Origin of the sequence: Acinetobacter sp. NIPH 817 (assembly GCF_000368405.1) — a bacterium.
Classification (GTDB): domain Bacteria; phylum Pseudomonadota; class Gammaproteobacteria; order Pseudomonadales; family Moraxellaceae; genus Acinetobacter.
The window spans coordinates 14,743-28,735 of the sequence record NZ_KB849420.1; the positions used below are offsets into that span (position 1 = coordinate 14,743).

Annotated in this window: 14 protein-coding genes, 3 tRNA genes and 1 pseudogene; 9 read left to right on the top strand and 9 right to left on the bottom strand. The window is 39.0% G+C overall.

Annotated features, from left to right (window positions below; all coding sequences use genetic code 11):
* Positions 1-6: 6 nt before the first annotated feature.
* A complete protein-coding gene (carA, locus tag F968_RS03660) occupies positions 7-1,146 on the bottom strand; it encodes a glutamine-hydrolyzing carbamoyl-phosphate synthase small subunit (protein ID WP_004790455.1) in 1,140 nt (379 codons plus the stop codon).
* A 123-nt stretch (positions 1,147-1,269) separates the two neighbouring features.
* On the opposite strand from carA, the pseudogene F968_RS19545 reads away from it, so the two are divergent.
* Together F968_RS19545 and F968_RS03665 are read left to right on the top strand one after the other, a co-directional pair.
* Positions 1,270-1,427, top strand: a pseudogene (locus F968_RS19545) (hypothetical protein).
* Positions 1,428-1,456: 29 nt separating this feature from the next.
* Positions 1,457-2,044 (top strand): hypothetical protein, encoded by a 588-nt coding sequence (locus F968_RS03665; RefSeq protein WP_004790458.1) that lies wholly within the window; start codon positions 1,457-1,459, stop codon positions 2,042-2,044.
* Positions 2,045-2,103: 59 nt separating this feature from the next.
* Here F968_RS03665 and F968_RS03670 read toward each other — a convergent pair whose 3' ends face one another.
* Together F968_RS03670 and yhbY are read right to left on the bottom strand one after the other, a co-directional pair.
* On the bottom strand, positions 2,104-2,640 hold the full coding sequence (locus tag F968_RS03670) for a DOMON-like domain-containing protein (protein WP_004790459.1): 537 nt from the start codon (positions 2,638-2,640) through the stop codon (positions 2,104-2,106).
* 16 nt (positions 2,641-2,656) lie between these two features.
* The gene (yhbY, locus tag F968_RS03675) at positions 2,657-2,980 is read right to left on the bottom strand and encodes a ribosome assembly RNA-binding protein YhbY (RefSeq protein WP_004790462.1); all 324 of its coding nucleotides are present in this window, start codon (positions 2,978-2,980) and stop codon (positions 2,657-2,659) included.
* Between the two features lie 199 nt (positions 2,981-3,179).
* On the opposite strand from yhbY, the gene rlmE reads away from it, so the two are divergent.
* The 4 genes from rlmE (at position 3,180) to F968_RS03695 (ending at position 7,296) form a co-directional block, all read left to right on the top strand.
* The gene (gene rlmE / locus F968_RS03680) at positions 3,180-3,830 is read left to right on the top strand and encodes a 23S rRNA (uridine(2552)-2'-O)-methyltransferase RlmE (RefSeq protein WP_004790464.1); all 651 of its coding nucleotides are present in this window, start codon (positions 3,180-3,182) and stop codon (positions 3,828-3,830) included.
* Between the two features lie 133 nt (positions 3,831-3,963).
* Positions 3,964-5,859, top strand: a complete 1,896-nt coding sequence (gene ftsH, locus F968_RS03685) for an ATP-dependent zinc metalloprotease FtsH (RefSeq protein WP_034591375.1) — start codon at positions 3,964-3,966, stop codon at positions 5,857-5,859.
* Between the two features lie 138 nt (positions 5,860-5,997).
* Positions 5,998-6,849 (top strand): dihydropteroate synthase, encoded by an 852-nt coding sequence (folP, locus tag F968_RS03690; RefSeq protein ID WP_004790468.1) that lies wholly within the window; start codon positions 5,998-6,000, stop codon positions 6,847-6,849.
* A gap of 132 nt (positions 6,850-6,981) precedes the next feature.
* Entirely contained in the window at positions 6,982-7,296 is a 315-nt protein-coding gene (locus tag F968_RS03695) for a DUF5713 family protein (RefSeq protein WP_004790471.1), read from the top strand.
* Here the strand turns inward: F968_RS03695 and F968_RS03700 are convergent, their stop codons facing one another.
* Together F968_RS03700 and F968_RS03705 are read right to left on the bottom strand one after the other, a co-directional pair.
* A complete protein-coding gene (locus tag F968_RS03700; RefSeq protein WP_004790473.1) occupies positions 7,297-7,638 on the bottom strand; it encodes a hypothetical protein in 342 nt (113 codons plus the stop codon).
* Between the two features lie 77 nt (positions 7,639-7,715).
* Positions 7,716-7,801: transfer RNA gene (locus F968_RS03705), tRNA-Leu, on the bottom strand.
* A 196-nt stretch (positions 7,802-7,997) separates the two neighbouring features.
* Here F968_RS03705 and F968_RS03710 point away from each other — a divergent pair.
* Positions 7,998-9,761: an alkaline phosphatase D family protein gene (locus F968_RS03710; RefSeq protein WP_004790475.1), complete on the top strand. Its 1,764-nt coding sequence runs from the start codon at positions 7,998-8,000 to the stop codon at positions 9,759-9,761.
* Between the two features lie 100 nt (positions 9,762-9,861).
* Here F968_RS03710 and F968_RS03715 read toward each other — a convergent pair.
* Both F968_RS03715 and F968_RS03720 read right to left on the bottom strand, forming a co-directional pair.
* Positions 9,862-9,947, bottom strand: a tRNA-Leu gene (locus tag F968_RS03715).
* An 11-nt stretch (positions 9,948-9,958) separates the two neighbouring features.
* A tRNA-Cys gene (locus tag F968_RS03720) sits at positions 9,959-10,032 on the bottom strand.
* A 152-nt stretch (positions 10,033-10,184) separates the two neighbouring features.
* Here F968_RS03720 and folD point away from each other — a divergent pair.
* Together folD and F968_RS03730 are read left to right on the top strand one after the other, a co-directional pair.
* Positions 10,185-11,033 carry a bifunctional methylenetetrahydrofolate dehydrogenase/methenyltetrahydrofolate cyclohydrolase FolD gene (gene folD / locus F968_RS03725; protein WP_003650084.1) on the top strand — a complete coding sequence of 283 codons (849 nt, stop codon included), beginning with the start codon at positions 10,185-10,187 and terminating at the stop codon, positions 11,031-11,033.
* A gap of 256 nt (positions 11,034-11,289) precedes the next feature.
* The gene (locus F968_RS03730) at positions 11,290-11,958 is read left to right on the top strand and encodes a class I SAM-dependent methyltransferase (RefSeq protein WP_004790476.1); all 669 of its coding nucleotides are present in this window, start codon (positions 11,290-11,292) and stop codon (positions 11,956-11,958) included.
* A gap of 22 nt (positions 11,959-11,980) precedes the next feature.
* On the opposite strand, the gene F968_RS03735 is transcribed toward F968_RS03730, so the two are convergent.
* Both F968_RS03735 and F968_RS03740 read right to left on the bottom strand, forming a co-directional pair.
* Positions 11,981-12,403, bottom strand: a complete 423-nt coding sequence (locus F968_RS03735; protein WP_004790479.1) for a hypothetical protein — start codon at positions 12,401-12,403, stop codon at positions 11,981-11,983.
* Between the two features lie 117 nt (positions 12,404-12,520).
* Positions 12,521-13,852 (bottom strand): MFS transporter, encoded by a 1,332-nt coding sequence (locus F968_RS03740; protein ID WP_081399475.1) that lies wholly within the window; start codon positions 13,850-13,852, stop codon positions 12,521-12,523.
* Positions 13,853-13,993: the final 141 nt, after the last annotated feature.

The following is a 13,993-nucleotide window of genomic DNA, read 5'->3' on the forward strand; positions in this document are numbered from 1 at the left end:
CCGTAATTACTGTTTAGATGCTTCGATAAGTTCGATGAAATGATCGAACAAAGGTGCACAATCATGTGGACCAGGACTCGCTTCAGGGTGACCTTGGAAGCTGAAAGCTGGTTTGTCTGTGCGGTGAATACCTTGTAAGGTGCCATCGAACAATGATTTATGCGTTGCTTTTAAGTTAGCCGGTAAAGTTTCTGCATCTACAGCGAAACCATGGTTCTGTGAAGTAATCATCACTGTACCATCTTCAAGATTTTGTACAGGGTGGTTAGCACCGTGGTGACCATGGTTCATTTTTACAGTTTTTGCACCAGAAGCGAGTGCCAAGATTTGGTGGCCTAAGCAAATACCAAATACAGGTAATGTTGTGGTTTCAACAATAGTTTTTACAGCTTCGATTGCGTAATCACAAGCAGCTGGATCGCCAGGACCATTTGAGAGGAATACGCCATCCGGATTAAGTGCCAATACTTTTTCAGCCGGAGTTTCTGCAGGAACAACGGTTAGTTTGCAACCGCGGTCTGCAAGCATACGCAAGATGTTGGTTTTGACACCATAATCGTATGCAACTACATGATATTTTAATTCAGGTTGAGAGAAGCCTTGGCCTAAGGTCCATGAACCTTCAGACCATTCAAAACCAGTTGGATCACAACATTCTTTTGCAAGGTCTAAGCCGTTTAAGCCACCAAAAGCACGAGCTTTTGCAATTGCTTCTTCTTCAGTAATATTTTCACCAGCAAGGATGCATCCGTTTTGTGCACCCGTCTGACGTAAAATACGTGTTAATTTACGCGTATCGATATCTGCGATTGCAACAACATTGTGTTCTTGCAGATATTCACTCAATGACTGCTCAGCACGGAAGTTACTGTGTAGTAGAGGAAGGTCACGAATAATTAAACCATTCGCCCATACTTTATGGATACGACCAGATTCAACGTCTTCCGCGTTGCAACCAGTGTTACCAATATGTGGGTAAGTTAATGTCACAATTTGTTGTGCATAACTTGGGTCAGTCAAAATTTCTTGATAGCCTGTCATGGCTGTGTTAAAAACGACTTCTCCAGTCGTATTTCCCGTTGCGCCGATTGACGTTCCTTTAAAGATCGTTCCATCTGCGAGGGCTAAAATGGCGGGGATGCTCAAACCAAAGCTCCTGAATTTCGGCTGTAAAAAAGCGAGTAGACCCAAAAAAGATCGGCAATGTTTGGATAAAACATGCCCTCCCTATCGGTCTGCCCGCTTGTAACTTAACAGCGCATTATACGCATGGAACCCTCTAAAGTCTATTTCTTTTCTGCTAAAAAATATAATTCATTGCTTGCTTTTTACAAAAAAATATCCGCTTATCTGAATTAGATACTTTTGATAAATTGTCTAACAATTTGCAAGGAGAATTCTTGGAACTGGATTTATTGTATTGCTAGTTAAAAAATAAACAATATGAGGAAATAGTATGAGCAATAATGAAGTTTCAAAAGATGTGAGTGAAAAAACTCAAGCAGTAGTGGAGTCGGTAAAAGCTGAGGTTGCTGAAGTGAAAGAAGCCATAGCTGCAACTACAACTAAGGCTAAAAAAACAGTAACTGCTAAAACTGCACAGGTAAAAGAAACTGTTGCTGAAAAAACTGAGCAAGTTAAAGAAGTTGCTACTGAAGCTAAAGCTCAGGTAAAAGAGGCAATTGCTGAAACTCAAGAACAAGTCCAAGAAGTTTTAAGCGAGGCTCAAGAGAAAATTGAAGCTGAAACTCACGAGTTAAATAAAAATATTCAAAATCAATTTGTCCAAATTAAACAAGATATTTTACAACGTCTTGATGTGATTAAGGCTCAGTTTAGTACTTCGCAAGAAGGTTTATCTGATCTTAAAAATGCTTTGAAAGCAGAAATTAATGCGCTTATTGAAGATTTAACAAAAGTGAGCAAAGAGCTTAAAGGTGATATTAGCCAGATTTCTTTGAAACACAAAGATTCTCTAAGTGAAAGTATTAAACGTACTAAAAATAATGCAGTCGAAGCTTGGAATAAAGCACGAGACAATTAATGATCTCTGCTTTGGTCCAGCTATAAAAAAGCGAGAATTAATTTCTCGCTTTTTTATTTTTAGAACTGATGTAACCAGTCACGTTTATTATGGAAATCTGCACTTTTTCCACTATGCTGCATTGCATAGTACTGCATACCTTCTTTGGTTTTTAAAACTGTAGTTAAACCTAAATAAAGGTTTGCCCATTTCAAGCGATGCTGTTGCATAAATTGCCCTAAATCGAGACTAACATTTAAGCCATAGTGAGTACGCTTGAGATGATTCAGTTCAATATCGTAAGCAGCAAGGGGAGGTATACTTTCTGGATAGCGATATTCTTCAAACTGATATGACTGCCATGCTTGAGAAGGGGAAAGATTAATCTCCCGATAATAATCTTCATCATGCACGCCAACAAAAATTTCGAAACAAGTTTCTTCCCACAAAAAATCTTGACGAGGATGAGCCGCGACTTCTTGAGGCCAGATAATAAGTTGATTTGGATCACGAATCCAAAAACCGATATTTAAAGTATAGGGTGCTTGCTGTTCAATTGCGCCAACAACGGAAACAGCATGAAAACGATCAAAAGCTGAAAGTTCGTAACTTGCCATAGTTTGTCAAATTAAATTAGTTTGCTAAGTGAGCGTGACGAACAAGATTAGACAAATGCTGGTTTTGTTTAGCTGCTTTTTTGTAAAGCAAAACAATTTTACCAATTTTTTGCACAGCTTCTGCACCAGTTGCTTCTACAATTGCTTCAATTGTTGCAGTACGCGCTTCACGGTCTTCACCAGCAATCTTAACTTTAATAAGCTCATGGTCGTTTAAAGCACGAAGCGTTTCTTCGATTACCGCGTCTGTTAAGCCTTGTCCACCAATCATGACAACCGGATTAAGCACATGACCAATTTGACGTAAACGTTTACGTTCATGGATAGATAAAGCGGCCATTAAAAATACCTGATTTTAAAAACGGCTTAGTATAGCAAAAAACTTAAATCCAGATGTACGAAAAACTGTATAAATAATCGATTAACATTATTGGAAAAAAACTGTAAAACTTAGTGAGATTACGCTACATCCGTACTGTAATGAGAGTAATTTTCACGTACAATGAACGATCAGAAGTTTTTTTGATATTTAGTGAGTTATGGCAACACGCATTACAAACCAGAAATTGTCGAAAAGTAGTCGTGCGTGGATGAGAGAACATCTAGACGATCCTTTTGTTAAAAAAGCTCAAAAGGAAGGGTATCGTGCTCGAGCGGCCTATAAACTTCTTGAAATTCAAGAAAAATATAAGCTGATCAAGCCAGGCATGACGGTAGTAGATTTAGGCGCGGCTCCTGGTAGTTGGTCTCAAATCGCTGGGAAACTTGTTGGTAGCAAAGGTTTAGTGATTGCTTCCGATATTTTGCCTATGGATGCTTTGCCTGATGTCACTTTCTTACAAGGCGACTTTAGAGAAGAAGATGTATTTGAAAAATTGTTAAATATTTTAAATGGGCGACAAGTAGACATTGTAATTTCTGATATGGCCCCCAATACATCTGGTAATAGGGCTGTTGATCAACCTAGACAGATTTACTTGTGTGAACTGGCTTTAGATTTTGCTCAAAAGGTTCTTGGTCCTAATGGACAACTTGTGGTTAAAGTGTTCCAAGGTGCAGGATTTGATGAGTTTCGTAAACAAGTAGTTGATAGTTTTGATGTGTTAAAAACAGTAAAACCAGCAGCTTCTCGTGCACGATCTAAAGAAGTTTTTTTGGTTGGACAAGGGCGTAAGAAAGCATTGCAATAAAGTTTACTTGCCAAGCTCCTAAAAATTGTGCATTTTGTACTTTTAGGTTATCCGCAAGCAATACAGTTGCTGCTTTTATGACGATCGGCCAAGATTGGGCATGATCAAATTAGATCGATATGGGAATAAAGCTTTGAGCGATTACTTCAAGAATGCCGTATTGTGGCTAATAATACTTGGTGTTCTGATTTTAATTTTCAGTAATATCAGTGACCGCAACAAGCCTACTGCGATGAAATATTCAGATTTCGTTGCAGCGGTGAATAGTGGCCAAATTAAGCAAGTCACAATTGACGGTTTAAATATTAATGGTGAAAAAACTAACGGATCACAGTTTGAAACTGTTCGTCCGCAAGTTGAAGACACTGAGCTTATGCCAAGCTTAAATAAACAAAATGTTGTTGTTGAGGGAACAGCTCCACAACGTCAAGGCATTTTGATGCAACTTCTCATTGCTAGTTTCCCTGTACTGTTAATCATTTTGTTATTCATGTTCTTTATGCGTAACATGGGTGGTGGTGCAGGCGGAAAGAATGGACCGATGAGTTTTGGTAAATCGAAGGCAAAAATGCTTTCTGAAGACCAGATCAAAGTCAATTTTTCTGACGTCGCCGGCTGTGATGAAGCAAAACAAGAAGTTGTTGAAATTGTTGATTTCTTAAAAGACCCTGCAAAATTCAAACGTTTGGGCGCGACTATTCCTCGTGGCGTACTTATGGTTGGTCCTCCGGGTACTGGTAAAACATTATTAGCTAAAGCAATTGCTGGTGAAGCGAAGGTTCCTTTCTTCAGCATTTCAGGTTCTGACTTTGTAGAAATGTTCGTGGGTGTGGGTGCGTCCCGTGTCCGTGATATGTTTGAGCAAGCGAAGCGTCACGCGCCATGTATCATCTTTATTGATGAGATTGATGCAGTTGGTCGTCACCGTGGTTCGGGTACAGGTGGTGGTCATGATGAACGTGAACAAACCTTAAACCAGATGCTTGTGGAAATGGATGGTTTTGAAGGTAATGAAGGCGTAATCGTTATTGCTGCAACTAACCGTGTTGATGTGCTTGATAAAGCATTATTACGTCCAGGTCGTTTTGACCGTCAAGTAATGGTTGGTTTACCTGATATTCGTGGTCGTGAGCAAATTCTGAATGTACATTTGAAAAAATTACCTTCAGTTACAGGTGTAGACATGAAAGTGTTAGCACGTGGTACGCCAGGTTTCTCTGGTGCACAGTTGGCTAACCTTGTTAATGAAGCTGCATTATTTGCTGCACGCCGTAATAAGAATACGGTCGACATGCATGACTTTGAAGATGCAAAAGACAAAATCTACATGGGTCCAGAGCGTAAGTCGATGGTTCTACGTGAAGAAGAGCGTCGTGCAACTGCTTATCATGAAGCTGGTCATGCAATTGTTGCAGAGATTTTGCCTGGTACAGATCCAGTTCATAAAGTAACGATCATGCCACGTGGTTGGGCTTTGGGTGTAACTTGGCAGTTACCTGAACAAGACCAGATTAGCCATTATAAAGACAAGATGCTAAATGAGATTGCGATTTTGTTTGGTGGTCGTATTGCTGAGGAAGTGTTTATCCAACAGCAATCTACTGGTGCTTCAAATGACTTTGAGCGAGCTACTAAAATGGCGCGAGCAATGGTTACTAAGTACGGTATGTCTGACAAAATGGGCGTAATGGTTTACGAAGATGAAAACCAGAATGGGTTCTTTGGAAATGTAGGAAGTCGTACGATTTCTGAAGCAACTCAACAGTTAGTTGATGAAGAAGTACGCCGTATTCTTGATGAGCAATATAAAGTTGCACGTAATATCTTAGAAGGTAATAAAGATATTGCACATGCAATGGTAAAAGCTTTGATGGAATGGGAAACCATTGATCGTGATCAAATTCGTGACATTATGGAAGGTCGTGAGCCACAACCACCTAAGGTGTATGTTGCTGAAAATCCAGTGGCTGCATTTGAACCACCAAAAGATGGTCCATCTACACCACCACCATTACCAGCAATGAACTAAAAATTAGTTAAGCAAAAGAGCCACAGTCATGTGGCTCTTTTTTTAGGCATGTATTTTCAGACAAAGGCGAAAAGAAATCAGCAGTATATTGATCAGAGTCTTGTTAAAATGTTGCCGAATATTAAATTGGAGCTTGTCATGCAGTTAATGCCTTTACCTCAGCAAATTCTACAATGTGGGCAGCTTCAGTTGGATTTATCACAGCCTCATGTTATGGGTATTTTAAATGTCACCCCAGATTCTTTTAGTGATGGTGGAAAACATAATCAAGTGCACCAAGCTATTGCACATGCGCTAGTTATGATAGAGCAGGGTGCTACCATTATAGATATTGGCGGTGAATCTACTCGGCCGGGTGCATCTGAGGTGAGTGTAGAAGAAGAAATTCGCAGAGTTGTGCCTGTAGTTGCAGCTTTATCTAAACATGATGTGATTTTATCAATTGATACAAGTCAGCCAGATGTTATCCGTGCAGCAAAAGAAGCAGGTGCTCATATTTGGAATGATGTACGTGCGCTTACTCGACCAAATGCTTTAAAAACGGCAGTAGAGTTGGATATTCCTGTGGTGATCATGCATATGCGTGGTGAGCCAACCACAATGAATCAGCTAGATCAATATGCGAATGTGACACTGGACGTGATGCAAGAGCTTCAGCAGCGTGTTGAAGAGGCTTTAACTGCGGGTGTAAAAAAACAGAATATTATTATTGATCCTGGGTTTGGTTTTGCAAAAAATGCGCAGCAAAATTTAAGACTGTTAAATGAATTCTGGAAGCTTAGTGAAATGGGTTATCCAATTTTATCTGGCCTTTCTCGTAAACGTTTTATTGGTGAAGCTTTACACGGCGTAGCTGCAGATGAGCGCGCAGTAGGAAGCGTTACGGGGCATTTGCTTAGTATTCAGCAAGGAGCATCAATTGTTCGTGCACATGATGTAAAAGCCATGCATGATGCAATTCTTGTTTGGAAAGCGATGACACAAGCTTAAAAAATAGGCTTTTATAATCAGGCCGTGATTGATTAATTTCATGGGGTAGATGATTGAGTCAGGGAAAATTGTCGTTATTATTTTGAAAATATGTTATAAGCGGCAGGTTTCTGCTGCTGTGTAAACTTTTGTATGTTCGAAGACTTACTTCTCCCAATGTTTGATGATGAGTATTATCCAGATATTTTAGTCGCTGAACTCAAGCAGTTAATTGAACAATTTGCCAAAAAAGTTCAGAAGCCTGCTTTAGCTGATCAGGATATTTATCGATATGCTCATCAAACTGTAATTGAAATCAATGAAATGAAACCTCATTTCGAAGATCTAGATTCTTCCTTGGATGATAGTGCTGCTGACTATATTGCTGAAGCAATGATGATGGTGGCACAGGATGCAGGATATTTAGACCTTGAAATGGAAGAGCTGGTGATGAATCGAGAGTGGTGATTACTCTCGATTCTCAATACCTTCAAAAGCATCTAATAAATGACAAGATGCTTTTAAATGAATTTCATCTATTTTTTTAATTTTTAAAACTAAAACACCATTCTCTTGATAATTTGCATCTGCTAATAAACTGACCCAATAATTTTCTCGTTTTTGTTCCAATTCTTTAAATTTATCTATGATCTGTTCGGGTGCTTTAATTAAATAATCGTCTTTGGTAATAGAGCAACGTGAAAAATACCAGTGGTTATCTTTGAAAGAAATGGTGCCTGAGAAAAGATCTGTAGCATAAACGTTTGTTAAGAGAAGGATGCTAAATGGAAGTAATAATATTCTTATCATAAAATTCATTTTCATTAGATATAAAAAAAACCAGCTTACGCTGGATTCTTTGTAGCACCAAATTCAATATTTGAAAATGGTGCCCGGGGCCGGACTCGAACCGGCACGCTTTGTGGGCGGGGGATTTTAAATCCCCTGTGTCTACCTATTTCACCACCCGGGCATGTGCGCAATAATAGAGGACAAGTAAGCGATTGGCAAGAGAAAATCAGAGAGTTTGCTTTATTTTCAATCAGTTCTTGTTAGTATTTATATAAATTAACCAATTTATGTCATGATTTATTCATTAAACTGAGATCACTTGTTCATCTTATCTACTTAAGTTTAAGGCACTCATTGCTTAAAACTTAGGTAATTTTATGTCAGAGAAAATTTCACGCCGAGAATTAATTCAAAAAAGTCTGTTCGGTTTTGGGGCGCTATCTTTGCCGGTAGCTTTTACGGGTTGTAATGATGGTTCCGATGAAGAAAGTTCGGAGGCACAAGCAGGTTTTTTGCATGGCGTTGCAAGTGGCGACCCATTGCAGGATAAAGTAATTTTATGGACGCGTTTAACACCGGTAGATCTTAGTGCGCGCCTTAAGGTCACTTGGGAAATTGCTACCGATGACCAGTTTAAGCTGAATTTAAAGACTGGTGTGGTTCAAACGACTAAGACAGATGATTTTACCGTGAAAGTAGATGCAACAGGACTACAGGCGGATACCATTTATTATTATCGTTTCCATTTTGGTAATAAAACTTCACCTGTTGGTCAAACTAAAACTTTGCCTGTAAGTACCAATAAGGTCAGCTTTGCAGTATGTTCTTGTTCTAACTATCCTGCGGGTTACTTTTACGTTTATCGTGAAATAGCAAAACAGAATGTGGATGTAGTTATTCATTTAGGAGATTACATTTATGAATATGGGGCTGATGGCTATGCAACGGAAGATGCTGCAAAACTGGGCCGTACTTTGCCATCAGATAATAATAAAGAAATTATTAAATTAGATGATTACCGCAAGCGTTATGCGCTGTATCGTCAAGATAAAGACTTACAGGCAGCTCATCAGCATCATCCTTTTATTGTGATTTGGGATGATCACGAGTTAGCAAATGATACTTGGCGCGATGGTGCGGAAAACCATCAAGATAATGAAGGGCTTTTTTCTGATCGTAAGTTAGCTGCTCTACAGGCTTATTTCGAATGGATGCCAATTCGCCCTGTTTCTAATACAGATCATCTCAATATTTATCGTCAGTTTAATTTTGGATCACTGGTTGAGCTAACGATGTTAGATACACGCATTATTGCGCGAGATAAACCGCTTGAATACAAAGATTACATGACAGCTTCTGGTTTAGATGCACAAAAATTTCAGGCCGATTTAACAGATTCAAAGCGTACTTTAATGGGGTATACGCAAAGAGATTGGTTGGTTGATAAATTAAAGCAATCTACAGCAACCTGGAATGTGATTGGTCAGCAAGTCTTAATGAGTAAAATGTGGATTCCTGCTGAGTTGTTGGCCTCTCTGGGGCAAATTACTTCAGGTGGAACTTCGCCAGATGCGTTGGCTAAAATGAATGCGCAAATTACAGAATTAGTCACATTGAAATTGCGATTAGAGCAGGGTGATCCAACTTTAACTATTCAAGAAAAAGCGCGAGTCACAACTTTAGTTCCATATAATCTCGATGCTTGGGATGGGTACTATGCTGAGCGTGAGTTTGTGTATGATAAATTGGCAGAATTTAATAAGAAAATTATTGTTTTGGCTGGCGATACCCATAATGCATGGACATCTTACTTGTATAGCCAAAAAGGGAAATATGTCGGTGTTGAACTGGCGACAAGTTCGGTTTCTTCACCGGGTCTTGAAAAATATTTAAGTATTCCTTTGGCTCAGTTGCAAAATTTCGAATTTGCCTTTACTACGCTTATCGATGAATTGACGTATTGTAATTTAAATCAACGCGGTTATTTGGTGGTTACGCTCGATGATACGCAAGTGCAATCGGATTGGATTTTTGTAGATTCAATTAAAAATGCAGAATATAAAGTAGATTCAAGTCGACACTATCAATTAGTGTTAGATGCGAATTTAACGCCTGAACAAGATAAGCAAAAAACTGCTTAAATATATGGGGGAAAGGGGTACTAATAAGTATCCTTTTTTTAGGCATAAAAAAACCAGCTTACGCTGGATTTTTTATTGCACCAATTTCTATACTAGAAAATGGTGCCCGGGGCCGGACTCGAACCGGCACGCTTTGTGGGCGGGGGATTTTAAATCCCCTGTGTCTACCTATTTCACCACCCGGGCTTTACCAAATTTGGAGGCGGAGGTCGGAATCGAACCGGCGTCCACGGAGTTGCAGTCCGCTGCATGACCACTCTGCCACCCCGCCTACATTTGGTGATGCACATATTAGCAACCTTTAGAAAAAAAACAATACTGTTTTGAGATAAGGTGAACATAAAAGCAACATCTAGAATAAATTTGTCCAAATAATCATGTATTATTGGCACATTAAATTCATGTCTACCTTGGAGATGTGCTGTGGCATTGGTTTTAGACGGTCGTGCATTAGCAAAGCAAATTGAAGAAAATTTGTCAGTACGTGTTGAAGCTTTAAAAGCTAAAACAGGTCGTACCCCAATTTTAGCGACTATTTTGGTTGGGGATGATGGCGCATCTGCAACTTATGTACGCATGAAAGGAAATGCTTGCCGTCGAGTAGGCATGGATTCTTTAAAAATTGAGTTATCACAAGAAACGACAACAGAACAATTATTAGCTGAAATCGAAAAGCTTAATGCTAATCCAGATGTTCACGGTATTCTTCTACAACATCCAGTTCCTGCACAAATTGATGAGCGCGCATGTTTCGATGCAATCTCATTAGCTAAAGATGTTGATGGTGTAACTTGTCTTGGTTTTGGCCGTATGGCTATGGGCGAAGCTGCATATGGTTCAGCAACTCCTGCGGGCATTATGACAATTTTAAAAGAAAACAATATCGAAATTGCTGGCAAACATGCGGTTGTGGTTGGTCGTTCAGCAATTTTAGGTAAACCAATGGCAATGATGCTATTGCAAGCGAATGCAACAGTAACGATTTGCCATTCACGCACACAAAACTTACCTGAGCTTGTGAAACAAGCTGACATTATTGTTGGTGCTGTAGGTAAAGCTGAACTCATCCAAAAAGACTGGATTAAACAAGGTGCAGTAGTTGTTGATGCTGGTTTCCATCCACGTGATGGCGGTGGTGTAGGCGATATCCAGCTTCAAGGTATCGAAGAAATTGCTTCTGCTTACACGCCAGTACCAGGTGGTGTAGGTCCAATGACAATTACAACTTTGATTCGTCAAACTGTAGAAGCTGCTGAAAAAGCTTTAGGTTAATTTAATTAACGCTAGGCTGTTATTTGATACGCGTAACCGTCATCCGCAATTGTTTGAGGCAGAAATACATTAAAAATTTAATGTTTCTGCGATGCTTTCGATTCTAGATAGTATTTGTCGAGTTTTGCGGATGACAATGGTTTTGCCTACTTTTTCCGAAAGAAAAGTAGGTCTAACCGAAGGTTATTCTAAAAATTCAAATCATAATGGAATGACTCTGTTATGCTTGTTATAAAAATGAATTAAAAGAAATCTGATGAGCTGCACCTTTCAATTTACCAAAGCCCCTGAACATTTACTTCAAGCCTTGCATGAAGTCATTCCTCATTGTGAGTTGATGGTACAGCAGTTACCAGAAACACCTATTTCCTTGTGGTTGATTCCACCCGTTTTCCCAACCGATCGCTTAGATGATGAGGTTATTCGCCGAATCTGGAATGACACGCCATATTGGATTTTTTGCTGGGCATCTGGTTTAGCAATGGCGCAGTGGTTACTTGCAGAGCCACATCATGTTAAAGATAAAGTTGTTTTGGATTTCGGAGCCGGTTCGGGCGTAGTCGCAATTGCAGCTAAAATGGCTGGTGCTAAAAGAGTAATTTGTTGTGATATTGATCAAGTTAGTCTTGCGGCCTGTCGTGAAAATGCTTTGTTGAATGATGTGGAACTGGAATATCTGGACGATTTATATAAAGCAGAGCAAATTGATGTTTTATTGGCTGCTGATGTGTTGTATGACCAGTGCAACCGTTTCTTTTTAGATGAATTTTTGAAATTTGCGCCAGAGGTTTGGGTCGCAGATAGCCGTGTTAAAAACTTTAGTCATCCAAAATATCAAAAAATTGATGAAAGAAGTGCATCGACATGGCCAGATCTTGATGAAGCTAAAGAATTTAGAAATGTAAGTTTTTATAAGACGCTGTAAAAGAACAGCGTCTTAATTCATATTATGAGCAAGTATAGCGAACTACTTTTAATGTACTTGGGCGTGCTTCAAGTGCTTGGCGAGTCGCATAGTCTTCGCCATTGTTTAAACTTGGCGTATTCGATAAACCAAATGAGGCGCGAGTTTGACCCAATTGCACACCATAATTTTCTTGTTGGGCTGGGTTTGAAATCTCATTAATGCTTAGAACTGACAATTTATAAACTTTTTGAGCGCCTAATACATTTTGACAAGCACGTTGCAATTTACGTTCATCTAACTGCTGATTAGGGCGGCTAGCCAATGTGTAAGCTAAAGTTGCGGAAGTTTTTGTTTGATTTTCAATTTGATAGCCAGTTGAGCCATTATATTGTCGAGGGGTGGTCTGACAAGCGGTTAAAATAAACATACTGCTTAATGCCAAACATAAAATACTTCTATTCATCAGTATCATCCTTATATTCTTATCTCTAGTATCTCATAAAACACAGTGATTGTTGGGGCTTAATCGCACGATTTAAGCTAACTTTGGCTAGCGATATTAGCTCTTGTTAGTAAAATATTAATGTTCTTTAATTTTTGAATGATGCTTGGTATCTTTCATAAAAATATAAATAATAAGTGAAATGAAGATCATAATACTCACATAAATAAAGTACCAAGATTCATGTCCGGCTTCTTTAAAACTTAAAGCAAAGAACTCTGCCGTACCGCCAAATAATGTATTGGCAATCGCGTAGGGTAAAGCTACCCCTAAAGCTCGAATATGCGCAGGAAAGAGCTCAGCTTTAACAACAGCATTAATTGAAGTATAACCCGTTACCATTACTAGACCTGCCAAGCATAACCAGAACGCAGTCCAATAGTTATGTGTGGTTGCAAGGGTATTAAATAAAATATAAGTAAATAAAACCCCAGTTACACCAAAGGCAATCATAAGGGGTTTACGTCCGATTCGGTCTGACAAAGCACCCGCTACAGGTTGTAAGCACATGAAAATAAATAGCGCTAACGTGGTAATTTGAGTGGCTTCGGGTTTAGTAAATCCGGACGTATTTACTAAATATTTTTGTAGGTAAGTAGTATAGGTGTAAAAAGCTAAAGTTCCACCAGCTGTTAAAAATAATACGGTAAAAGCTTCTTTAGGGTAATGTTTGAATAAAGCAAACATGCCTGATTGTGGTTGGTCTTTTTCAGCTTGAGCATTTTTAAAAGATTGTGTTTCTAATAAGCCACGACGAATACGGAATACAACAATGGCAAGTAAAGCACCAATAAAGAATGGAACACGCCATCCCCAATCATGTAACTGTTGTTCGGTTAATATTATTTGTAATATTAAAAGAACACATAGAGCTGTTAGTTGCCCTGCAATTAAGGTGACATATTGAAAGCTTGAGAAAAAACCACGTCGATTTTTTTCGGCCATTTCGCTTAAATAAGTGGCACTGGCACCATATTCACCACCTACGCTTAAGCCTTGAATTAAACGAGCGACAACTAATAAAAGAGGTGCAAATACACCAATACTTTCATAACTTGGCGTCACAGCAATCAGAAGTGAGCCTACGCACATCAAAGTAACGGAAAGTGTGAGACCTGCTTTACGTCCTTTGCGGTCTGAATAGATTCCCATAATCCATGCACCGATAGGACGCATTAAAAAACCTACAGCAAAAATTGCAGCTGCTTGAAGAAGTTGAGCTGTTTGGCTTCCTTTTGGGAAAAATGCATGAGCAAAATAGAGCGTAAATGCGGCATATACGTACCAGTCGTACCATTCGACAAGGTTACCCGCGGAACCGCCCAAAATTGATTTTAGCCGGGTTTTTGTATCTAAATTAGAATGCGGAGTTGTTGCGGTAGAAGGTTGATCAACCATGAGTCGCTCCATGTTTCGCTTGGGTTGAATGCTAAAAAAGAGAAGTTTTATTTCGTTTTTACATATTATCTAGAGGAGTATTTCACTTTATTTTTTTTATGTCTGTAAAACAATGTTTATTATTTAAGCAAAGGAATAAGTTGAATATTCATG

Excerpts from the sequence above, each read along its gene's own strand:
- F968_RS03665 (WP_004790458.1), top strand. The coding sequence starts at position 1,457 with ATGAGCAATAATGAAGTTTCAAAAGATGTGAGTGAAAAAACTCAAGCA.
- F968_RS03670 (WP_004790459.1), bottom strand. The coding sequence starts at position 2,640 with ATGGCAAGTTACGAACTTTCAGCTTTTGATCGTTTTCATGCTGTTTCC.
- yhbY (WP_004790462.1), bottom strand. The coding sequence starts at position 2,980 with ATGGCCGCTTTATCTATCCATGAACGTAAACGTTTACGTCAAATTGGT.
- rlmE (WP_004790464.1), top strand. The coding sequence starts at position 3,180 with ATGGCAACACGCATTACAAACCAGAAATTGTCGAAAAGTAGTCGTGCG.
- folP (WP_004790468.1), top strand. The coding sequence starts at position 5,998 with ATGCAGTTAATGCCTTTACCTCAGCAAATTCTACAATGTGGGCAGCTT.
- F968_RS03695 (WP_004790471.1), top strand. The coding sequence starts at position 6,982 with ATGTTCGAAGACTTACTTCTCCCAATGTTTGATGATGAGTATTATCCA.
- F968_RS03700 (WP_004790473.1), bottom strand. The coding sequence starts at position 7,638 with ATGATAAGAATATTATTACTTCCATTTAGCATCCTTCTCTTAACAAAC.
- F968_RS03710 (WP_004790475.1), top strand. The coding sequence starts at position 7,998 with ATGTCAGAGAAAATTTCACGCCGAGAATTAATTCAAAAAAGTCTGTTC.
- F968_RS03730 (WP_004790476.1), top strand. The coding sequence starts at position 11,290 with ATGAGCTGCACCTTTCAATTTACCAAAGCCCCTGAACATTTACTTCAA.
- F968_RS03735 (WP_004790479.1), bottom strand. The coding sequence starts at position 12,403 with ATGAATAGAAGTATTTTATGTTTGGCATTAAGCAGTATGTTTATTTTA.
- F968_RS03740 (WP_081399475.1), bottom strand. The coding sequence starts at position 13,852 with ATGGAGCGACTCATGGTTGATCAACCTTCTACCGCAACAACTCCGCAT.